The sequence below is a fragment of the Hydrogenophaga sp. IBVHS2 genome (genome assembly GCF_002127215.1).
In the GTDB taxonomy this organism is placed as follows: domain Bacteria; phylum Pseudomonadota; class Gammaproteobacteria; order Burkholderiales; family Burkholderiaceae_C; genus Hydrogenophaga.
In genome coordinates this window covers 14,717-34,138 of sequence record NZ_NFUT01000007.1, presented here as the reverse complement: position 1 = coordinate 34,138, position 19,422 = coordinate 14,717, and the positions used below count along the sequence as shown (strand labels likewise).

Sequence of the window (19,422 nt, the reverse complement as noted above, 5' to 3'; positions counted from 1 at the left end):
TGCTGCGCTGCGGGAACTCGGGGGGCACGGCAACCTCCGACAGCCCATGTCCGCACACCCCTCCTTCATCCAGGCCAGCGGCCTGTCCATGCACTACGCCGTCGGCACCCGACGGGTGAACGTGCTGCGCGAGGTCGACCTGCAGATCGAAGCCGGCACCCGCGTGGCGATCGCCGGCCCCTCCGGCTCCGGCAAGACCTCGCTGCTGCTGCTGCTCAGCGGCCTGGAGCGGCCGACGGCGGGCCTCATCCGCATCGACGGGATCGATCTGGCCGAACTGGATGCCGACGGTCTGGCCGACCTGCGCCGCCAGCGCATCGGCATCGTGTTCCAGAACTTCCACCTGCTGCCCAGCCTGAGCGCGCTGGACAACGCCGCCCTGCCGCTGCGGATGGCGGGTGATGGCCGCGCGCGGGAGGCGGCAGCGGCCATGCTGCAGCGCGTGGGACTGGGCGACCGCCTGCAGCACCGCCCCACCGAACTCTCCGGCGGCGAACAGCAGCGCGTGGCCATCGCCCGGGCCCTGGTGCACCGACCGCGCCTGCTGCTGGCCGACGAGCCCACCGGCAACCTGGACGGCGACACGGCGGCATCGGTGCGCGAGCTGCTGTTCGGCCTGAACCGCGAGCTGGGCACGACCCTGGTCCTGGTCACCCACGACATGGACTTTGCCGCCCGCTGCGACCGGGTGCTGCGACTGCACGATGGCCAGCTGCAGGAAACCGCACCGGAGCCCGCCCGTGCCCTTCCTGCTTGAACTGGCCTGGCGCGATCTGCGCACCGGCGGGCGGCCGCTGTGGGTGCTGGTGGCCTGCCTGCTGCTGGGCGTGTCGCTGGTGGCTGCCGGTGGCGGCCTGTACCGCCAGGTGGCCGACGGTCTCACCGAAGACGCGCGCACCCTGTTCGGCGGCGACGTGGAGGTGGCCGCCACCGCGCCGCTGCCCGACGACGCGCTGGCCTGGATGCGGTCCAGGGGCACCGTGTCCCGGGTGCTGGAGCTGCGCACCATGCTGCGCACCGGGTCGGGCCGCTCCCAGCTGGTGGAGCTGGTGAGCGCCGACGGTGCATACCCGCTGTATGGCTCGGTCGAGCTGTCGGGCGCTGCGGACACCGGTGCGGGTCTGCCGCAGGCCTTGCTGCCTCGGGACGGCAGGCCGGCGGTGGCCGTGGATGCCGCCCTCGCCACCCGGCTGGGACTGCAGCCGGGCGACCGGGTCATGCTGGGCGACGCCGAGCTGGTGGTGACGGCCCTGGTGCAGCGGCAGCCCGACCGCAGCCTGCGCGCCGACTGGGGCGCAGCGCCGGTGCTGCTGTCGGAGGCGGCCCTGCTGGCCACCGGCCTGGTGCAGCCGCTCAGCCGCATCGACCACCTCTACCGGGTGCGCATCAACCCCGGCAGTGCCCCCGGCGCCGCGGCATGGCGCGATGCCTTCATCGCCGCCCACCCCGGCATCGACGCCGAGGTGCGCAGCTTCGACGAACGCAGCGACCGCATGGCCGAGGTGCTGGCGCAGATCGGTTCGGGGTTGCTGCTGATCGGCTTCTCGGCCCTGTTCATCGGGGGCCTCGGGGTGTTCAACAGCGTGCAGACCTGGCTGCAGGGCCGGCTGGTGGCACTGGCCACGCTGCGGGCGGTGGGCCTGACCGACGCGCGTCTGGCCGGCTTCGTGCTGCTGCAGATCGGCCTGCTGGCCCTCATGGCCAGCGCGAGCGGGGCCTTGCTGGGCATCACCCTGGCCGCGCTCGCCGGGCAGCTGGTCGCCGGACAGCTGCCGCTGGCCACGGGCGGGCGGAGCCTGTGGCTACCGGGTCTGATGGCGCTCGTCTTTGGCGTGATGACGGCCCTGACCTTCGCCCTGCCCGCGCTGGGACGGGCGCTGTCGGTGTCGCCGGCGGTGCTGTTCCGGGGCGTGCAGGCCGCCGCACTGGCCACCCCGCGCCGCACCCGGATGCTGACGCTGCTGGCCGGCGCAGCCCTGGTGCTGCTGCTCGTGGCCAGCCTGCCCGATCCGAGGTTCGGACTGGCCTTTGCACTGACCACCGCCACCGTCCTGCTGCTGCTGGACGGTCTTGCCCGGGTACTGCGGCGTCTGGCATGCGGCCTGCAGCAACGCACGGGCCTGCCGTTGCCGCTGCAGCTGGCGCTGGCGGGCCTGCAGCAGCCGCACTCGCCGCTGCGGACCGCCCTGCTCTCGCTGGGCTCGGCACTCACCCTGCTGGTGGCCTGCACGCTGGTGGTGGCCAGCCTGTTGCGCACCCTCGACGAGGTGGTGCCCGAACAGGCCCCGGCACTCGTGATGCACGACGTGCAGACCGATCAGCTGCCCCTGCTGCAGCAGACCCTACAAGGCCTGCCTGGCGGATCATCGGTTCGCACCGCACCGCTGGTGCTCGGGCGGCTGGTGGCCGTCAATGGCCAGGCCCTGCGCGACGGCGATGCCGACCGGGCACGCGAATCGCTCGACGAGCACAAGCTCAGCGACCGCAGCGGCAATTTCGACGATGTGGTGATCGACCGGGGTGCCTGGTGGCCGACCGACCACCAGGGCCCACCGCTGGTGGCGATGGAAGACCGGGAGGCCGACGGGCTGGGCCTGCAGGTGGGCGACCGCCTGCGCTTCGAGATCATGGGCACGCCGGTGGAGGCCACGCTCGGCGCCATCTACAGCCAGCGCCGGCTGCAGTCGCGCCTGTGGCTGGAGGCCATCTTCAGCGACGGTGTGCTCGACCCCTTCATCACCCGCCATGTCGGTGCCGCCTGGATGTCGCCCGAGCAGGCCCTGATCGCACAGGACCGGCTGGCCCGGGTGGCGCCCAACATCGCCAGCGCCCGCACCGAAGCCCTGCTGCAGGAGAGCCGGCGCCTGCTGGGCCGCGCCGGCACCGGGCTGGGCCTGGTGGCGGGCGTCTGTCTGGCGGCCAGCATGCTGGTGCTGGCCAGCGTGGTGGCCGCCAGCCGCAGCCGGCAGCTGTTCGAGGCCACCGTCATGCATGCGCTGGGCGCGCGCCACGGCCTGCTGCGGCAGGTGCTGTGGTGGGAATACGGGGTCCTGGCGGCGGTGACCGCCGGCTTTGCCTGGCTCAGCGGCAGCCTGCTGGCCACCGCGCTGCTGCTGTGGCAGCTCGACATCCGGCCGGCCGGCCTGTACTGGACCGGGCTGGCGACGGTGGTGCTCGTGGGCGGCGTCAGCCTGCTCGCTGGCGCCCGCTACCTGTCGAGCCGGCTGCGTCTGAGTCCGGCGCTGCTGCTGCGCTCGGGTGGCTGACCGGCGGGGCGTCACGGCCGCCGGCATGCACCTGCATGGCCATGCGGCGGGCGGTCCGGATCGCCGAGCCGGGGTCCAGGCAGATGGCATCGGCGCCGTAGGCGTGCGGCGCGGACGCCGCCTCCTGGAAGGCTGCACCGCCGAGCAGAACCCCCATGCGGGGATTGAGGGATCGCTGGCGAAGGTCGGCCACCAGCGCAGGCAGTCGATCCAGCTGCTCGGTGAGCCCGACCGACAGGCCCAGCACGTCCATCCAGTCGGCGGCCACCGCCGTCTGCAGGTCGGCAGGGCTGGTGGCCAGCTCCAGCCGCACGTCCCAGCCATCGCTGGCGAACAGCTCCTGGATCATGGTCAGGCCCAGCAGGTGGGTGGTGCCGGGCGCGGCGGCCAGCATGATGCTGAACTTGTCCTCGGCCATGCGACCGGTCTGACGTTCCAGCGGCACGAAGTGGTGGGCAATGGCCTGCATCCGGGCCAGACCCAGCGCCACGGCCGAAAAATCGATGCGGTCCTGGTCCCACTGCTGCCCCAGGTGGCGCGCCGCCGGCGCCACCAGGTTCTGCAGCACATCGGACAGTGCATGGCCGTCCTGCAGCAGGTCGGTGATGAACGCCATGCACGACTGTTCGTCATCGGCGCAGCACAGGGCGGCAAACCGGGCCAGCACGCCGTCGGCCAGGACCAGCGGCCTGGCCGGTTGCGACGGGCCTGATCCGGGCCGCTCCTCGTGGACGCCCGAGAGCTGGGGAATGATCTGGTGGTCGATGACGCGCAGCAGCGACCGTTTGCACTGGGACGACGGCCCGTCCTCCATCCGGATGGCCTCGCGCAGCTGATGCACGTGCGACATGAACGTCTCCCCTGAACGCCCACCGGCCGGGTATGCAGCTCGGTGCGCCGGCCATTCCCTGAGCCGGCTCCGCGATTGTTGTGCACCGATTGGAAAACCACAATCCGGTGAACCGATGACGGCAGGGCCATGCCGCATTTCTCGGGTAAAAGGGTGTAGCGGGTGGTTCCACCCGCCCCCACCGGAGCCGCCATGGCCAACCCCCGCACCCCCAGATCCGCCCCGCCGGTGCGGTCCGCCGCCGCCTTGCTGGGCCAGCTGCGGGCGAGCGATCTGCGCGGTGCCGCCCGCATCGCGACCCAGGCCACCACGGAGGTCACGCACATCGCCGAGGGCGTGCACCGGTCGGTGCTCGGCAGCCTGGGGTTGTCCGGGGACGCACAGCCGGGTCGCGCCGGCGGCCTCACCGGCATGGTCTACCAGGGCATCCGCGGCGTGACGCGCCTGGTGGATGCCGGTCTGCAGGGGGCCTTGCTGCGGCTGGAACCCTTCCTGGAACGCGATCCGACCGCGGCCGAACCCTCGGCCGAACGGGACGCGGTGGTGGCGGCCCTCAATGGCGTGATGGGCGATCGCCTGAGCGCCGACGGCAACCCGCTGGCCACCCGCATGCACTGGCGCCGCGACGGCCGCCCCCTGGACCTGGCGGCACCGGACGCCACAGGCGCCGTCAGCGGCCGGCTGCTGGTGCTGGTGCACGGGCTGTGCATGAACGATCTGCAATGGCACCGGTCGGGCCACGACCACGGGGTGCACCTGGCCCGGCAACTGGGCTACACGCCGATCCACCTGCGCTACAACACCGGGCTGCACACCTCGGTCAACGGCCGCGAACTGGCCGGCCACCTGGAAGCGCTGCTCGACGCCTGGCCGGTGCCGCTGCAGGAGTGCAGCGTGCTGGCACACAGCATGGGAGGGCTGGTGGTGCGCGCCGCCTGCCACCACGGCGCCGAGGCGGGCCACCGCTGGACCCGGCAGCTGCGCCGCATCGTGTTTCTGGGCACGCCGCACCATGGTGCGCCGCTGGAGAGGGCCGGACACTGGGTCGACGGGCTGCTGGGCAGCACGCCCTACAGCCGGCCCCTGGCCCGCCTGAGCCAGCTGCGCAGCGCAGGCATCACCGACCTGCGCTACGGCCATGTGCTGGATGCCGACTGGCAAGGGCATGACCGGTTCCGGCGCCGACCCGACCAGCGCGTGCCGCTGCCCCTGCCGGCCGGGGTGGCCTGCCACACGGTGGCCGCCACGCTGGCCCCCCGCCGCAGCCTGCTGGCCGATCGCCTGGTGGGCGATGGCCTGGTGCCCCTGAACAGCGCCCTGGGCCTGCACGACGACCCGGCCCGCTGCCTGTCCTTTCCCCCGCCGCACCGGCACATCGCCTACCGGACCGGCCACATCGACCTGCTCGGCGATGCGGGGGTGGCGCGACAGCTGGTGGCGTGGATGGAGGCGCCGACCACCTCGGCCCATTGACCCTTCGGCGGCCCCGGCGGGGATTCAAGTGGCGGCACGGTTGCGGTAACGTCTGCCGGACCACCATCCCCAAGGACACGCCGATGCCGACCCGTGCAATCTCACCCAATGCTGTGTTGACCGCGCTGGTTCTGGCGCTGGCCATGCCGCTGGCGACGGCCGCCGACATGACCCCGTCCACGCCGGCGTCCAACACGCTGGCCACCGCCCGCACGCTGATTGCGCAAAAGAAATGGCCGGAAGCCATTGCCGAGCTCCGGCGGGTGAACGAGACCGGCGTGGCCGACTGGAACAACCTGATGGGCTACAGCCTGCGCAAGTCGGGCACGCCGGACCTCGATGCGGCCGAGCGCCACTACCTGGAGGCCTTGCGGATCGACCCGAAGCACCGGGGCGCACTCGAGTACTCCGGCGAGCTCTACCTCATGAGGGGCGATCTGCCCAAGGCCGAGAGGCAACTGGCGGCGCTCGACAAGATCTGCTTTCTGCCCTGCGAGGAATACACCGACCTGAAGAAGGCGGTGCAGGCCTTCAAGGCCAACGGCAACCGCTACGTCGCAACGCCCTGAGCAGCCACCGCCGCAGAGGCCAGGCACGAGCCCTGCAGCAGGAACGCACCCGGGCTGACACGCAGACGCGCTCTGTCCCGCAACGGAGGCTCGCCGAACATGCGCGCGTACTCGCGGCTGAACTGGGAGGGGCTGTCGTAGCCGACGGTCAAGGCCACGGCGGCCGCATCCATGTCGGTGGAAACGACCAGACGCCGCGCTTCCTGCAGGCGAAGCTGCTTGACGTACTGCAGGGGTGTGAACGACGTCACCGCCTTGAAGTTGAGGTTCAGGGCCGAAGGGCTCAGGTGAGCGATGCCGGCGAGTTCGCGAACGCCGAGGGAATCACGAAAGCGCGCACGCAACACCTCCAGCACACGCGCGATGCGATGGTCGCAGCAGCCCGCCCGGGCGGTGCGCGCCAGGCGCCAGCCATTGGCCGAGCTCAGCAGGCGGTAGACGATCTCGCGCCGGATCAGGGGTGCCATGGTCGCCTGATCGGCTGGCGCATCCAGCAGCCGAACCAGGCGCAGGATCGCGTCCAGCAGGGCGGCGGATGATGGCTCGACATACAAGCCTCGGGCCGCACGGGTGGTGGCGCCTTCGGGCTCCCGCGGCGGGCCATGGTCCAGCACAACCCGGTTGATCTCGGCCTGTTCGAAGCGCAGATGCACGCAGAGGTACGGATCGAGCGGCGACGCTTCGACCACTTGCCCGAGCGCCGGCAGGTCTTGCGAGATCACCAGGTGGCCATCCGATCCGTATTCCGTGATCTGGTCGTTGAGGAAGACACGCTTCCTTCCACCCACCACCAGGCAGAGTGCGGGCCGGTAGAACACGCTCAAGGGATCGGTGGGTGCGCTGGCACGGATCAGCTGAAGCCCCGCCACCGGAGAGGGAAAGAATCCGTCTGCCGGCGCGTGACGATCGAACAACGCCCTGAGGGAAGGGTCCGCGCGGTCGATGCCGCCAGCCACCCGAGGCCGCTCGCCGGACATCACTGGCCTTGCGGGGTGCCCAGTCCTCGTTCGTGGAACAGCTCCTGGAGGACTTGCGATGCTTCGATGGCGCGAGGAAACCCGGCGGGCACCGTGACCAGGTAGACGATCTCCTTGAGTTCATCGGGTGTGGCGCCCAGATTGAGCGCATAGCCCGCATGCGTCTTGAAGAACCCTCGCAGCCCCAGAGAGGCAAATGCCGCCATCGCCGCAAGCTGGCGGGTCTTCGGGTCGAGCACCTTGCGTCCCCACACATCCCCCAGCGCATACGACGCCGTACCTTCGGCCAGGAAGGGGAAATCACGGCGCATGGCCTCGAAGACCGGCTGCGGCTGCCCGTTGTTCAGGTCACGCAGCACCTGCATTCCGTTGTCGAATCGCGGGCTGTTGCCCGGGACCGCGGGTTCGGTCGATGCCGCCATGGCATTCGTGCCAGCGATCGGCAGCAGTCCTGCGGTCAGTAGGATGCTAACGACATGCAAAAAGCGGTTGTATCCCTTCATGGCGGCACCCCTCGAATCCGGAACGTCAGCGTTGCCGGACTCTAGAGCAATCACACGCCGACTGCATTGCACAAAACGTTTCGTGGCTTGCTCGTTCCTGCAGGGCCGGGCTGGCCACACACCGGATCTGCAGCATCGGGCAAGCCTGCCGTGGTTTTCGGCTACCGCCATGGCCGGGTCTGTTCCTAGACTGGATCGGTGTTCAACCCCCTCATCAGAGAGAAGCCATGAGCAAGATATGGTTCATCACGGGCGCCGGGCGTGGGCTCGGTGCATACATTGCGCTGAGCGCACTCGAGGCAGGCCACCGGGTGGTGGCGACCGGCAGAAAGCCGGACGAACTCCAATCACAGTTCGCCGACCACGGCGACCGCGTTCTGTGCGTTCCGCTCGATGTGGACCATGAGTCGCAGTCCACCGATGCCGTTGCCCGGGCGATCGATGGTTTCGGGCGCATCGACGTTCTGGTCAACAACGCCGGGTACGGGCAACTGGGCCTGTTCGAGGAAGTTCCCGGCTCGGCCATCGAAGCGCAGTTCCAGACCAACGTGTTCGGACTGATGCATGTCACACGGGCCGTGCTGCCTCACATGCGACGCCAGCGCAGCGGGCACATCTTCAACATCGCCTCGATCGGCGGGTTCAAGGGATTCGCTTCGTCGTCCATCTACTGCGCCACCAAGTTCGCTGTCGAGGGGTTCTCGGAGTCGCTGGCGATGGAGGTGTCCCGTTTCGGCATCCGCGTCACCACGGTGGAGCCGGGCTTCTTCCGTACCGACTTTCTGGATGCGACATCGGTGCGTTACGGTGACCGATGGATCCTCGACTACGACGATCCGCAGGGAGCGACGCGGGTGGATTACAGCGCCTACAACCATCGGCAGCCTGGAGATCCTGCCAGGCTGGGCCAGGTGTTGGTGCAGATCGCTGGATGGGCCGAGCCACCACTGCGCTTCCTGGCGGGCTCCGACGCGGTGACCTGCGCACGGGAAACGTTCGATCGTCGTCAGGCGGAGATGGCCGAGCATGCTGAACTCTCTTCCTCGACCGACTTCGCGGCCCGATGACGGCCTGACGTGCAGGCTGCCGACGGTCACCTGAGGGAACGGCCGGGCCGAGCGGTCTTTGCTGCACCGGCGGCCCGCGACGGCACGGCTTCACCAACGACGCTGATCACCCAGTCCACGAACACACGCAGCTTTGCGCTCACATACCGGTTCGGCGGATAGGCCAGGTACAGCGGCATGGGCTCAAAGCTCCATTCATCGAACAACGTCACCAGTTCACCGCGGGCCACGTGATCCCTGGCCATGTAGGTGGGCAGCCGCAACACGCCCAGGCCGGCGAGGCCCGCTGCCAGATAGGCATTTCCATCATCGATCGCCACCACATGGTGACCTCGTACATCGATGCGCTCACCGTCACCGAGCTGCATGGAGAAGGGCGGCACCCGACCGTTGCGAGCGCTCAGAAAGCCGACCACACGGTGGTGCGACTGTTCCAGGTCCCTGGGGTGTTCCGGCGTGCCGTGGCGCTGCAGGTATCCGGGTGCCGCGTAGGCCTTGATCGGGAGTTCACCCACGAGACGCGCAACCAGCGAGGGGTCGGTGATCTCGCCACCCCGGATCACGCAGTCCACGCTGTCGCTGATCAGATCCACGATGCGGTCGCTCACACCCATGTCGATCTGGATGTCGGGATACCGGGCATGGAATCCGGACAGGGCGGGCACCAGCACAAACCGGGCCAGCGGGCTGGGCACGTCCACGCGAAGCCGTCCGCGTGGGGCGGTCCTGGCGTCCGAAAGGCTTGTCTCCGCATCGTCCAGGTCGGCCAGCAGCCGCACCACGCGCTCGTAGTAGGCAGCGCCTTCCGCCGTGACCTGCACCTTGCGCGTGGTCCTGTTGAGCAGCTTCACGCGCAGCCGGGCCTCCAGCTGCTGGATGAGCTGCGTCACGCTGGTCTTGTTCAGGCGCAGGGTCTCCGCGGCCTTGGTGAAACTGCCTGCATCGACCACTCGAACGAAAGCCTGCATGGCATCGAATCGGTCCATGTTGTCCTCTCTGATCCGGATGATTGTTCGGAATCCGCAAACGCAGTTTGTCGTACTGCCGGGTTTATTCATCCACGGGCTGTTCCTACAGTCGTGATCCTGCCCACCCGTGACTCAGACGCACCGACCATGACCCACACCCGAGACGTGATTTTCCCTGCCGGTCGCCAGGACCTGTACCAGCGCAACCGCTATTCCCCGGCCATCCGCTCCAACGGCTTTCTGTTCGTGTCGGGCCAGGTCGGCAGCAGACCCGACGGCACGCACGAGCCCGATCTCCCTTCGCAGATCCGTCTGGCCTTTCAGAACCTCAATGACATCCTCAAGGCCGCAGGTTGCAGTTTCATGGACGTGATCGACGTGACCGTGTTCATGGTCGACCCCGAGAAGCACTTTGAAGCGGCCTGGCCCGTGGTGCTGGAGAACTGGGGCGACGCGCCACATCCCACGCTCACCGGCATCGGCGTCACCTGGCTGTATGGCTTCCAGTTCGAGATCAAGGTCATCGCACGGCTGCCGTCGTGACGACCGGGCGGTGCCGCCCTGATCCGGTCTTCGCGCCACCGGGGTGCAGCATGGCCGGACACCGAAGGCCAGCTTCGTTCCAGAACACCCCCTGCTGACAAGACCAACCCGATGACGATCGAAACCCAGGAAGACGTGCTGGCCCTGCAAAAGGTGGGCCGCATCGTTGCCATGACACTGAACCGGATGCTGGACGCCGCAGAGCCCGGGATGACGACACGCGAACTGGACCTGCTGGGAGGACGGTGGCTGCAGGCCGAAGGCGCCCGTTCTGCGCCTCAGCTCGCCTACGGATTCCCGGGCTTCACCTGCATCAGCATCAACGAAGAAGCCGCACACGGTGTGCCCGGGGATCGGGTCATCCAGGCCGGCGACCTTCTCAATGTCGATGTGTCGGCCGAGCTCGACGGCTACTTTGCCGACACCGGCGGGACCGTGGCCATCCCGCCCGCCACGCCAACCAAGACGCGCCTGTGTCACGCATCCCGGACCGCGCTGACCGAAGCCCTGGCGGTCGCAAGGGCCGGTCAGCCCATCAACCGGATCGGTGCAGCCATCGGACGCACTGCGAAGGCGTATGGCTTCAGGGTGATCGAGAACCTGGGCAGCCACGGTGTGGGGCGGGCGCTGCATGAGGAGCCGGAACACATTGCGGGCTACTTCGACGCCTCGGACCGACGCCGGCTGAAAGCCGGGATGGTGATCACCATCGAGCCGTTTCTGTCGACCCGGTCCCGCGTCGTCACCGAGACCGCAGACGGCTGGACGCTGGCAGGCGCGCATGGCAACCTCTCTGCGCAATACGAGCACACCTTGATCATCACGAACGGTGCGCCCCTGGTGGTCACCCGGTGCTGACAGCCGATGGCCGTTTGCCGAGGGAGGTTTCCTGTCATTCGATGTCGCCGCCGACCGGGCCGGTCTGGCTGCCCGGTCGGCAGGGCTTCAGTGCTCGAGGAAGTCGAGCAGATCCTGGTTGAACCGGTCCTTGTGCGTGTCGGTCAATCCATGCGGTGCGCCGGGGTAGACGATCAGCCGGGCACCCTGGATGCGGGCCGCTGCAGCCTTGCCCGAGATGTCGATCGGCACGATCTGGTCGTCGCTGCCATGGATCACCAGGGTCGGCAGATCGAACTTCTCGAGGTCCTGGCGGAAGTCGGTGGCCGAGAACGCTGCGATGGAGTCGAAGGTGTTCTTGTGACCCGCCTGCATGCCTTGCGCCCACCAGCTGTCGATGAGGCCCTTCGACACCTTGGCGCCCGGACGGTTGAAGCCGTAGAACGGACCGGAAGCCAGGTCGATGTACAGCTGCGACCGGTTCTCCAGCGAGGCCTTGCGGATGCCGTCGAAGACCGCCAGGGGCAGGCCGTCCGGGTTGTCGCTGGTTCGCAGCATCATCGGCGGCACGGCGCTGACCAGCACGGCCTTCTTGAGCCGATTCGTCCCATGGCGGCCGATGTAGCGTGCCACCTCACCGCCACCGGTGGAGAAGCCGACCGCGGTGACGTCCCTGAGGTCCAGCGCGTGGATCACGGCAGCCAGGTCGTCGGCGTATCGGTCCATGTCGTTGCCGTCCCAGGGCTGGCTGGAGCGACCGTGCCCACGGCGGTCATGGGCAATCACGCGGTAGCCCTTGCCCGCCAGGAAGATCATCTGGGATTCCCAGCTGTCGGAGCTCAAGGGCCAGCCGTGGCTGAAGGTGACGACAGGCCCGTCCTTCGGGCCCCAGTCCTTGTAGAAGAGACGGACCTTGTCGCGCGTCACGACGTAATTGCCATCGAGGGTGGCTTCGGTGGTCGTCGGCGCCAGCGCGGCCGGCGGAGCGGCATGCGCCGGGAAGGTGGATTGCAGCGCCATGGCGAGCACCGTGGTGGCCAGGATTCGGTGATGGGTTTTCATGGGGTTCGGGTGGTGTGGGTGGTTGCGGGTGTGGGGGTCAGTTGGCAATGACCAGCGTGACGTCGATGTTTCCGCGCGTGGCATGGGAGTAGGGGCAGACGATGTGGGCCTGGTCGACCAGCGACCGCAGCACATCCCGATCGACACCAGGCGCCGAAACGGTCAGGTCGGCCTGGATCGCAAAGCCGGTGGGAACCTGCCCGATGCCGACCTTGCCGGTCACGGTGGTGGCAGCGGGCAGCGACACCTTGTCGCGGCCGGCCACGAACTTCAGAGCGCCCAGAAAGCAGGCGGAGTAGCCCGCGGCGAACAGCTGCTCCGGGTTGGTGCCGGGACCTCCGGCGCCACCCAGTTCGCGCGGGGTGGACAGCCGGACGTCCAGCGCCTGGTCGGACGAGGTGGCACGCCCCTCGCGGCCGCCCGTGGCGGCGGCGGTGGCGGTGTAGAGGATCTTCTCGATGGTCATGTGGGTTCCTGTTGAGGTGGGCAAAGGCCGGACAGCTGCTGTCCGGTGAGATGTACTTTGCCCGGCCAGAACAGACTTTGGGTGATATAGAGTGCGACTTACTTGATCAGGAGTACCAATGAGCGATCGGCTGGCTTCGTTGATGGCGCACTTTCCCGTGTCGGCACAGGTGTTCAACGCCGGGCCCCTGTGCGGGGTGAACACGCTGGAGGGTGACGGCACCCATGGCCAGCTGCACCTGGTTCGCCGTGGCCCGCTGACCGTCAGCTTCGGCAGGTCAACGCTGCCGATCGAGAAGCCCAGCGTGCTGCTTTTCCCGCGTCCCCTGACGCACCGCTTCGTGTCCGACGTCGAGCACGGCGCGGACGTGGTCTGCGCGAACCTCCGGTTCGAGGGCGGTGCAGAGAACCCGATCGCAGCGGCCTTGCCGGAAGTCGTCTGCCTGCCGCTGGAAGCGATCGAGGGGTCCGCGCCGGTGCTGGCGTTGCTGTTCGACGAGGCGTTCGAACAGCGATGCGGGCGCACCGCCATGGTCGAGAGACTGTTCGAGGTGGTGATGATCCAGATACTTCGCCAGCTGATGGAACGGGGCGACGTGAAGGGCGGCCTGATCTCCGGCCTGTCGCACCCGAGGCTGCGTCACGCCCTGGTGGCCATGCACGAAGAACCCGCAAGGGAATGGACACTCCTTGAGCTGGCGGGCGTTGCCAACATGTCGCGCAGCGTGTTTGCCTCCACGTTCCGCTCGGTCATGGGCATCACCCCGGGGCAGTACCTGCAGGGCTGGCGCGTGCGGATCGCACAACAGGCGCTTCGGCGCGGGCGTCCATTGAAGCTGATCGCTGCCGAGGTCGGATACGGGAGCGAGGCGGCACTCTCTCGCGCCTTCAAGGTCCAGACCGGACGGTCGCCCCGGGCGTGGAAAAGCCAGATGCCCGTGAGGCGCCCCGAGTGACGGGAGGCGACCTCATCCGGCGCCATCGCTGGCCAGTGCCTCGCGCAAGCTCGGTATCAGCCAGTCCAGCAACGCACGCACCCGGGTCGACATCAGGCGGTCGGGCCGGTACAGGATGTTGACCGGCAAGGGGTCGACCTCGAAACCACGAAGCACGGCCTTCAGCGCACCCGATTCCAGACCGGTTCTGGCCTGGTAACTCAGCAGGGACACGCACCCCAGTCCGGCAATGCCGGCGTCCATCGCCGCCTCGACCTGGTTGGTGACGAACACGGGTCTGACCGGCACCTTGAGCTCACGCCCCGCAACCTGGAAGCGCCAGTCGGCGCTCGCACCATGGCCCTTGAAGCCGATGCAGCGGTGCTTCAACAGGTCCCGCGGCTCCTTCGGTGTGCCGTGGCGGCGCAGGTAAGCGGGGCTGGCGCAGCAAACCCGACGCACCGTGCCCAGCGGCACCGCAACCAGGGACGAGTCCGGCAGTTCCCCGATGCGCACCGCAAGATCGAGCCCTTCTTCGAGCAGATCGACGACCCGGTCCAGCAGCAGCAGATCCACCGAGAGATCCGGATGCTGTTTCAGAAACGACGCAGCCAGCGGTGCCACATGCATGCGGCCGAACGTGACCGGTGCCGTCAAGGCCAGTCGGCCGCTCAGGCTGGCCCTTTGCTCGCTGAGCGCCGCATCGGCCTCGTCCACGGCCGCCAGGATCTGGCGGCATCGCTCCGCGTAGTCGCGGCCTTCGGTGGTCAGGGAGAGCCGCCGGGTGGTCCGGTTCAGCAACCGCGTACCGAGTGACTTCTCGAGCGCAGCGAGCGAGCGCACCACCGACGTCAGCGAGGTGCCGGCGGCATCTGCCGCCGCGGTCAGGCTGCCGCCATCGACGATGCGGACGAATGTCGCCATGGCCCTGAGCTTGTCCATCGGTCTTCGATTGCTGCGGATTTCGGTGGGATGACCTGCAAGGCAGTCTATTTATTGTAGGGACCGCGAGAAAGATCATCGGGGCATGAACACACCACGACCCACACCCCCTACCTGTCCTGCCCCTGCCACTGCCTACGAACACGTCGGCATCCGTGTCTCGGATCCCGAGCGTGCACGCCGCTTCTACGAGCGCCTTGGCTTCCGCGAGGAGATCCGCTTCGACGACTACGCCAACGAAATGGCGACACCGGCCGGCGTGCGCATCAACCTGATCTTCAACGGCACGTCACGCGCCGGTGCGCAGAACGTGCTGCAGGACGAACCCGTGAAGTGGCCCGGCATCACCCATGCCGCCTTCATCGTCGACGATCTCGCCGCGCTGGTGAACTGGCTCAACGGGGCCGGCATCGCCATCACCGAAGGCCCCGCGCCGATCGGTCCTCGCCGCGAGGGCCTGTTCTTACGCGACCCGGACGGCAACGTGCTCGAGTTCAACCAGCTGCTGTGAGGACCCTTCCATGATCAGGCTCCATGACGTCGAACTCTCGGGCAACTGCTACAAGGTCAGGCTGTTTGCGGCACTCGCCGGCATTCCTCTGGAACGCTGTCCTGTCGATCTGGCAGCGGGTGAACACAGGACCCCGCAGTTTCTTGCCTTGAACCCCTGGGCACAGGTGCCCGTGCTGGTCGATGGCGACCTGGTGCTGCGCGACTCGCAGGCCATTCTGGTGTACTTGGCCTCACGCCACGGCGACCCCGGATGGTGGCCGGATGACGCTGCATCCCAGGGTCGGATCGTGCAGTGGCTGTCGGCATCGGCCGGAGAGATCCAGAGCGGCCCTGCCTCCGCCCGCCTGGTCGAAAAGTTCGGGTACGACCTCGACAAGGCCGATGCCCTTCGGCGCAGCGCACGCCTTCTGGAACGGGTCGACGCACACCTGGCTTGCCACGAATGGCTGGAGCTGGGCCGTCCCACCATTGCCGACTGTGCCGTTTTCCCTTACGTGGCATGGGCGCACGAAGGCAGTGTGGATCTCAAGCCGTTTCCTGCTGTCCGCGCCTGGATCGCACGGGTCCAGTCGCTTCCGGGTTTCCTGTCCGCTCCCGGCATCCAGCACGCGCACGACCGAGCCGGCGACGGACACTGTTCTCTCCAAATAAAGTCGAAAACTGAACCCTAGGATCCATGCGGGCTCCAAGAGGCGCCGGAATCGCTGCGGGGCAGACAAAGTCGAAAACAGGTTGATGCCGAGCTTGGTCTGTCGCCGAAAACGGTGCAAATAAAGTCGAAAACTTCTAGCTACCGTCGACCGTGTCAGTTAGCGTGCGCCCTACCGAGATCAAGCTCAAGCCCCAAACATCGGCCGAACGGTTCACCCGGGTGCGTGACGCGAGCAGCATGGGGAAGGCTTGAGCATGATTCACACATCCGATGCACACAACGGGCCCGCATGTTAATCGTCAACGCCAACCGCCGAGCCCTTGCTCTCGGCTTCTTCATCGCCACGTCACTCTGGGCACTTGCTACCGCCTACGAGCTGTACGAAGGACGCCAAGTTGGTGAGCTTCGTGAAATCGCGGGGATTTCGGAGCGGCATGCGGCTCGAAGAGGAGCCGAGGTGCCTTTTGTCGGTGACGGCTACTCAGGACGTTGCGAGATACCCGGCTGCAAAAACATCCACAAGTGGGCTCGGGTAACCCACACAACCGCCGTTGCCCAGGTGGACGAAGCCGGCAAGATCCTGGGGCTTCGCGTCGGAGGCATCGACATGTTGACCGCTGAAGATGTCGCCGATTGGCGCCGGCACCTCTGGCTCCGCTTTCTGGGGTTACTGGTTCTCGCTGGTACGTCATTGGTGTTCTTCGGGAGATTCGATCGAGCCAAGCGCAACAGCGAGCTCGGCACGGTCCAAGGCTCCCTCTCATCCGTTGAAACCGTGTTCGATGAAGAGCCCGGCTATCTGTATTTCCAGACCTGGGAATCAGAAAGAGCTGATCAGACTCGGATCGAGCACTTTTATGTCACTGTGCGACTGCACTCGGGAATCACCGGCGACATCGAGCCAAGGATGCCCGCAGCCATGTCGGTCACCCAGCTTGAGAACTACTCGCCCGAGCTGTTCGAACGGCTGGTCAAGGGCTACTTCGGCTTCAACGAGTCATTGAGCGGCATCGCTTTCGACAAAGAGGCCAAGCTGGCCTTCCTGAGAGCATTGGCGCCTTTGCCCCAGATGGCGACATGCCATCGACTCGTGGCCAAAAACGGTCGATTGATGCTGCAGATGTCCCGCCTCTTCCAGGGGGACGATGGGCGCTTCCGACAGCCCAAGGAGGTTGTTCTTGAGCGATCGCGCATCGCTCTGGAAGCACTCGCAACGGACTGGGCGAAGCGGGTACTGCCCGGCATGGACTTGCAGCGAGTGCCTGTTATCGATGAGGCCGCGTAAGACTGTCTCGCCCCACCCAACTGGCCATCTGGCCATGCCGGAGATATAGAGGGGCCAGAATCACCTTAGTTTGGCGATGAGAATGTCAGCCTTCGGCCACGAGCGGACGGCCGGCTGGTTGCCGAACAACGGCCACTCGGCAGTTGCCTGCCCGGGGACCTGCCGTCGGCTCGTCGACCTTCTACCGCCGAACTGCTCCGTCTCACAGACATCGCCCCGAATGCGTTCAGCGCCGAGAAAGCGTCGCCGAGGGCGATTCGCCGAACCTGTTGCGGTAGCTGGCGGCAAACATGCCTAGGTTAGCGTAGCCCCAGGACTCGGCAACGTCTCGAACCTTGCTCTGCGGGGGGGCCACCAGCAATTCGGCGCGCACGCCGTTCAGGCGGATGTCGCGCAGGCACTGCATCGGCGTGCAGCCCCTGAACTCCCGAAACGCCGCATTGAGGGTCCGCACGCTGACGCCGGCGCTTCTCGCCAGTTCGCTCAAGGTGGGCGCGTCCGGAGCATGGACTCGCATGTGCTGTTCGGCCAGCAGCACATGGCGGGGCACCAATCGGTGCACCGTCGGCTCCTGCGGGCTCTCCAGCTGCTGTCGCCACAACGTCAACAGGTGCAGGCCGATCATCTCCTCCAAGTGCCGCCCCAGTGGCCCCTGCTCCACCGCGTCCGGCATCTCGGTGATGCAGCGGCACACATAGGACAACAGGCTGATCCAGCTGGACTGCGCACCGCCGAAGCGGAACTTGCAAGCCCACATCCGCTCGTCGGCCGGCGCGCCGAACCAGCGTTCGTGGAGCGCGGCCATTGCATCATGCTGGAAGGTCAGATTGACCTGCAGATGATGCGGATCGGCGTCGAGCCAGTAGTGGGTGCGCGAGTTGTCCACGAGAAAGGCTTCGCCGACACCCGTGTCCGCATACTCGCGCCCGCTCGACCAATGCCGAATGGCACCGCGCAGGGTCGTGAGGACCATGCCAGTGCCGGCCTCCGCAGCAAACCCGGTCAGGTGTACCGGCACCCCGTAGCTGAACCGGCTAAGCGTGAAGTGCCCGATGCGGATGGCGTCGAGCACCGAGTCAGGCTGCCGCACGAGCCCGACCGGTGCCGCGTCATATGGCATGTAGACCTGCTTGCACCAGTGTTGGACTTCGTCCCAGTCCGTCGACGCCACCAGACGGTGGCGGGTGCTGGGGGCACCGGTGACGTCGGTGACCAGGACGTTGCGGATCGCTTCCATGCCGGTTTACTCCTCACGGCGTGCGCCGCAGAAGTCAGCGGCTTACCGGTGATGGTAGACGGCCGTCTCGAAATCCACAAAGCCCGGGTACGACGCCGTGTCCTGGAACGGCAGAATCTGGGTCGCCCAGTAGCCCCCGATGCCGCTGCTGCGGTCGATCCAGTAGAAGCAGTTGGCCAGGCCGGCCCACATCAACGAGTTGGCGGGGCGGCCCGAGGGCGTGCGCTCGCGGTTGGTCATGAAGGTGTAGGCCCATCCCTTGGCGGTGCCCGGGAAGAACTCGCCGGTGTTGCTGAGCGACGGGATCGACGTGGTCCACCCGCCGACCGACAGCCCGAGGGCGGCAAGGCCGTCCTGCGACATCTGCTGCACGGTCTCGGCCTTGAGCACACGGCCGTTCGGGCCGGCGCCGTCATTCAGGATCATGCGGATGAACTTCATGTACTCGCCCACCGTGGCATACAGGCCATGGCCGCCCATGTCCATCGGCGGCGGATCGGGCAGCACCAGGTCGGGGAGCGGGGTCAGCTTGCCGTCGGCCGCGCGATCGTGGATCGTCACGCGCCGGGCCTTCATCGCCTCGCTCATCTGGAAGCCGATCTCGTTCATGCCCAGCGGCCCGAAGATGCGCTCCTTCATCACCTCGCCTAGGCGCTTGCCGCGCTGCTGCTCGACGATGCGCCCCAGCCAGTCGATGTTGACGCCGTAGGTCCACGCAGCGCCCGGCTCATGGAGCAGCACCGTGCGGATCGAATCGAAGCTGCTGGACACCACCGTCGGGATGTTTTTGGCGGTGCGGTACTTCAGGTCATCGGCGCTGAAGAACTCGTAGCACAGCCCCGAGGTGTGGAGCATCAGATCGTTGATCGTGATCTTGCGCTTGGGCGCACGCGTGCGGGGCTGACCATCTGCACCAAAACCGTCGAGCACCTGGAGCTGGTCAATCTCGGGCACGTATTTGCCGGCATCGTCGGTGAGCGAGATGCGACCTTCCTCGACCAGCTGCATGATGCAGGTGCCGGTCAGCGCCTTCGTGGTGGAGAAGATCGCAAAGACGCTGTCGGTCGTCATCGGTCGATCCTGTCCCAGCTCTCGCGTCCCGGAGGCCCCCTCGTAGAAGTTGCCATTGCGATCCGTCGCCATGGCCACCACGCCCGGTGCGCCGCCATGGCGTTGAGTGGTTTGGGTGAGCACGCTGTCCAGCGTGGCCTTTGTCTTTGAACTCGTCACGGTGTGTCTCCTTGATTGCTGCTGGGGACCGGTGCGCCGCGATTCCGT

The 19,422-nt window shown here is 67.2% G+C and carries 20 protein-coding genes; 11 read left to right on the top strand and 9 right to left on the bottom strand.

Translation table 11 applies throughout. The annotated features are described in order from the left end of the window. The first annotated feature begins 46 nt into the window (after positions 1-46). Both CAP38_RS14755 and CAP38_RS14750 read left to right on the top strand, forming a co-directional pair. Positions 47-757 carry an ABC transporter ATP-binding protein gene (locus tag CAP38_RS14755; RefSeq protein ID WP_086122260.1) on the top strand — a complete coding sequence of 237 codons (711 nt, stop codon included), beginning with the start codon at positions 47-49 and terminating at the stop codon, positions 755-757. Beyond that, positions 741-3,266: an ABC transporter permease gene (locus tag CAP38_RS14750; RefSeq protein WP_086122261.1), complete on the top strand. Its 2,526-nt coding sequence runs from the start codon at positions 741-743 to the stop codon at positions 3,264-3,266. The genes CAP38_RS14755 and CAP38_RS14750 overlap by 17 nt, the downstream gene beginning before the upstream one ends. Here the strand turns inward: CAP38_RS14750 and CAP38_RS14745 are convergent. Continuing rightward, complete coding sequence (locus CAP38_RS14745) at positions 3,187-4,116, bottom strand: B12-binding domain-containing protein (protein ID WP_179188562.1); 930 nt, start codon at positions 4,114-4,116, stop codon at positions 3,187-3,189. The two genes, CAP38_RS14750 and CAP38_RS14745, sit on opposite strands and share 80 nt — an antisense overlap. 192 nt (positions 4,117-4,308) lie before the next feature. Between CAP38_RS14745 and CAP38_RS14740 the strand changes: the two genes are divergently transcribed. Then, positions 4,309-5,589, top strand: a complete 1,281-nt coding sequence (locus CAP38_RS14740) for a triacylglycerol lipase (RefSeq protein ID WP_086122196.1) — start codon at positions 4,309-4,311, stop codon at positions 5,587-5,589. Positions 5,590-5,702: 113 nt separating this feature from the next. After that, positions 5,703-6,158, top strand: a complete 456-nt coding sequence (locus CAP38_RS14735) for a tetratricopeptide repeat protein (RefSeq protein WP_373271420.1) — start codon at positions 5,703-5,705, stop codon at positions 6,156-6,158. Here the strand turns inward: CAP38_RS14735 and CAP38_RS14730 are convergent. Then, positions 6,140-7,072: an AraC family transcriptional regulator gene (locus CAP38_RS14730; RefSeq protein ID WP_218776585.1), complete on the bottom strand. Its 933-nt coding sequence runs from the start codon at positions 7,070-7,072 to the stop codon at positions 6,140-6,142. The two genes, CAP38_RS14735 and CAP38_RS14730, sit on opposite strands and share 19 nt — an antisense overlap. 62 nt (positions 7,073-7,134) lie before the next feature. After that, positions 7,135-7,638 (bottom strand): carboxymuconolactone decarboxylase family protein, encoded by a 504-nt coding sequence (locus CAP38_RS14725; RefSeq protein ID WP_256924472.1) that lies wholly within the window; start codon positions 7,636-7,638, stop codon positions 7,135-7,137. Between the two features lie 227 nt (positions 7,639-7,865). Here CAP38_RS14725 and CAP38_RS14720 point away from each other — a divergent pair, with 227 nt between their 5' ends. Further along, a complete protein-coding gene (locus CAP38_RS14720; protein WP_086122193.1) occupies positions 7,866-8,705 on the top strand; it encodes an oxidoreductase in 840 nt (279 codons plus the stop codon). 26 nt (positions 8,706-8,731) lie between these two features. Here CAP38_RS14720 and CAP38_RS14715 read toward each other — a convergent pair whose 3' ends face one another. Next, positions 8,732-9,691, bottom strand: coding sequence for a LysR family transcriptional regulator (locus tag CAP38_RS14715; RefSeq protein WP_086122192.1), 960 nt, complete (start codon positions 9,689-9,691; stop codon positions 8,732-8,734). Positions 9,692-9,820: 129 nt separating this feature from the next. On the opposite strand from CAP38_RS14715, the gene CAP38_RS14710 reads away from it, so the two are divergent. Continuing rightward, positions 9,821-10,216, top strand: a complete 396-nt coding sequence (locus CAP38_RS14710) for a RidA family protein (RefSeq protein WP_086122191.1) — start codon at positions 9,821-9,823, stop codon at positions 10,214-10,216. 111 nt (positions 10,217-10,327) lie between these two features. Further along, positions 10,328-11,074, top strand: coding sequence for a type I methionyl aminopeptidase (map, locus tag CAP38_RS14705; protein ID WP_086122190.1), 747 nt, complete (start codon positions 10,328-10,330; stop codon positions 11,072-11,074). 87 nt (positions 11,075-11,161) lie between these two features. On the opposite strand, the gene CAP38_RS14700 is transcribed toward map, so the two are convergent. Next, positions 11,162-12,115 (bottom strand): alpha/beta fold hydrolase, encoded by a 954-nt coding sequence (locus tag CAP38_RS14700; protein ID WP_086122189.1) that lies wholly within the window; start codon positions 12,113-12,115, stop codon positions 11,162-11,164. Positions 12,116-12,152: 37 nt separating this feature from the next. After that, positions 12,153-12,581: an organic hydroperoxide resistance protein gene (locus tag CAP38_RS14695; RefSeq protein ID WP_086122188.1), complete on the bottom strand. Its 429-nt coding sequence runs from the start codon at positions 12,579-12,581 to the stop codon at positions 12,153-12,155. Positions 12,582-12,699: 118 nt separating this feature from the next. Here CAP38_RS14695 and CAP38_RS14690 point away from each other — a divergent pair, with 118 nt between their 5' ends. Beyond that, on the top strand, positions 12,700-13,536 hold the full coding sequence (locus CAP38_RS14690) for an AraC family transcriptional regulator (protein WP_086122187.1): 837 nt from the start codon (positions 12,700-12,702) through the stop codon (positions 13,534-13,536). Positions 13,537-13,548: 12 nt separating this feature from the next. Here the strand turns inward: CAP38_RS14690 and CAP38_RS14685 are convergent, their stop codons facing one another. After that, on the bottom strand, positions 13,549-14,457 hold the full coding sequence (locus CAP38_RS14685) for a LysR family transcriptional regulator (protein WP_086122186.1): 909 nt from the start codon (positions 14,455-14,457) through the stop codon (positions 13,549-13,551). A gap of 85 nt (positions 14,458-14,542) precedes the next feature. Here CAP38_RS14685 and CAP38_RS14680 point away from each other — a divergent pair, with 85 nt between their 5' ends. The 3 genes from CAP38_RS14680 to CAP38_RS14670 all read left to right on the top strand — a co-directional run bounded on the left by CAP38_RS14680 (position 14,543) and on the right by CAP38_RS14670 (position 16,907). Further along, entirely contained in the window at positions 14,543-14,968 is a 426-nt protein-coding gene (locus CAP38_RS14680) for a VOC family protein (RefSeq protein ID WP_086122185.1), read from the top strand. 10 nt (positions 14,969-14,978) lie between these two features. Further along, positions 14,979-15,641, top strand: coding sequence for a glutathione S-transferase family protein (locus tag CAP38_RS14675; protein ID WP_218776584.1), 663 nt, complete (start codon positions 14,979-14,981; stop codon positions 15,639-15,641). Between the two features lie 270 nt (positions 15,642-15,911). Further along, entirely contained in the window at positions 15,912-16,907 is a 996-nt protein-coding gene (locus tag CAP38_RS14670) for a hypothetical protein (protein WP_143435842.1), read from the top strand. Positions 16,908-17,133: 226 nt separating this feature from the next. On the opposite strand, the gene CAP38_RS14665 is transcribed toward CAP38_RS14670, so the two are convergent. Together CAP38_RS14665 and CAP38_RS14660 are read right to left on the bottom strand one after the other, a co-directional pair. After that, positions 17,134-18,144: a helix-turn-helix transcriptional regulator gene (locus CAP38_RS14665; RefSeq protein ID WP_086122183.1), complete on the bottom strand. Its 1,011-nt coding sequence runs from the start codon at positions 18,142-18,144 to the stop codon at positions 17,134-17,136. Positions 18,145-18,186: 42 nt separating this feature from the next. Continuing rightward, positions 18,187-19,374, bottom strand: a complete 1,188-nt coding sequence (locus CAP38_RS14660) for a serine hydrolase (protein WP_086122182.1) — start codon at positions 19,372-19,374, stop codon at positions 18,187-18,189. Positions 19,375-19,422: the final 48 nt, after the last annotated feature.

Coding starts and splice junctions, on each gene's coding strand:
- CAP38_RS14695 (WP_086122188.1), bottom strand. CDS start 12,581: ATGACCATCGAGAAGATCCTCTACACCGCCACCGCCGCCGCCACGGGC.
- CAP38_RS14715 (WP_086122192.1), bottom strand. CDS start 9,691: ATGGACCGATTCGATGCCATGCAGGCTTTCGTTCGAGTGGTCGATGCA.
- CAP38_RS14700 (WP_086122189.1), bottom strand. CDS start 12,115: ATGAAAACCCATCACCGAATCCTGGCCACCACGGTGCTCGCCATGGCG.
- map (WP_086122190.1), top strand. CDS start 10,328: ATGACGATCGAAACCCAGGAAGACGTGCTGGCCCTGCAAAAGGTGGGC.
- CAP38_RS14675 (WP_218776584.1), top strand. CDS start 14,979: ATGATCAGGCTCCATGACGTCGAACTCTCGGGCAACTGCTACAAGGTC.
- CAP38_RS14670 (WP_143435842.1), top strand. CDS start 15,912: ATGTTAATCGTCAACGCCAACCGCCGAGCCCTTGCTCTCGGCTTCTTC.
- CAP38_RS14685 (WP_086122186.1), bottom strand. CDS start 14,457: ATGGACAAGCTCAGGGCCATGGCGACATTCGTCCGCATCGTCGATGGC.
- CAP38_RS14690 (WP_086122187.1), top strand. CDS start 12,700: ATGAGCGATCGGCTGGCTTCGTTGATGGCGCACTTTCCCGTGTCGGCA.
- CAP38_RS14665 (WP_086122183.1), bottom strand. CDS start 18,144: ATGGAAGCGATCCGCAACGTCCTGGTCACCGACGTCACCGGTGCCCCC.
- CAP38_RS14720 (WP_086122193.1), top strand. CDS start 7,866: ATGAGCAAGATATGGTTCATCACGGGCGCCGGGCGTGGGCTCGGTGCA.
- CAP38_RS14680 (WP_086122185.1), top strand. CDS start 14,543: ATGAACACACCACGACCCACACCCCCTACCTGTCCTGCCCCTGCCACT.
- CAP38_RS14710 (WP_086122191.1), top strand. CDS start 9,821: ATGACCCACACCCGAGACGTGATTTTCCCTGCCGGTCGCCAGGACCTG.
- CAP38_RS14745 (WP_179188562.1), bottom strand. CDS start 4,116: ATGTCGCACGTGCATCAGCTGCGCGAGGCCATCCGGATGGAGGACGGG.
- CAP38_RS14740 (WP_086122196.1), top strand. CDS start 4,309: ATGGCCAACCCCCGCACCCCCAGATCCGCCCCGCCGGTGCGGTCCGCC.
- CAP38_RS14755 (WP_086122260.1), top strand. CDS start 47: ATGTCCGCACACCCCTCCTTCATCCAGGCCAGCGGCCTGTCCATGCAC.
- CAP38_RS14725 (WP_256924472.1), bottom strand. CDS start 7,638: ATGAAGGGATACAACCGCTTTTTGCATGTCGTTAGCATCCTACTGACC.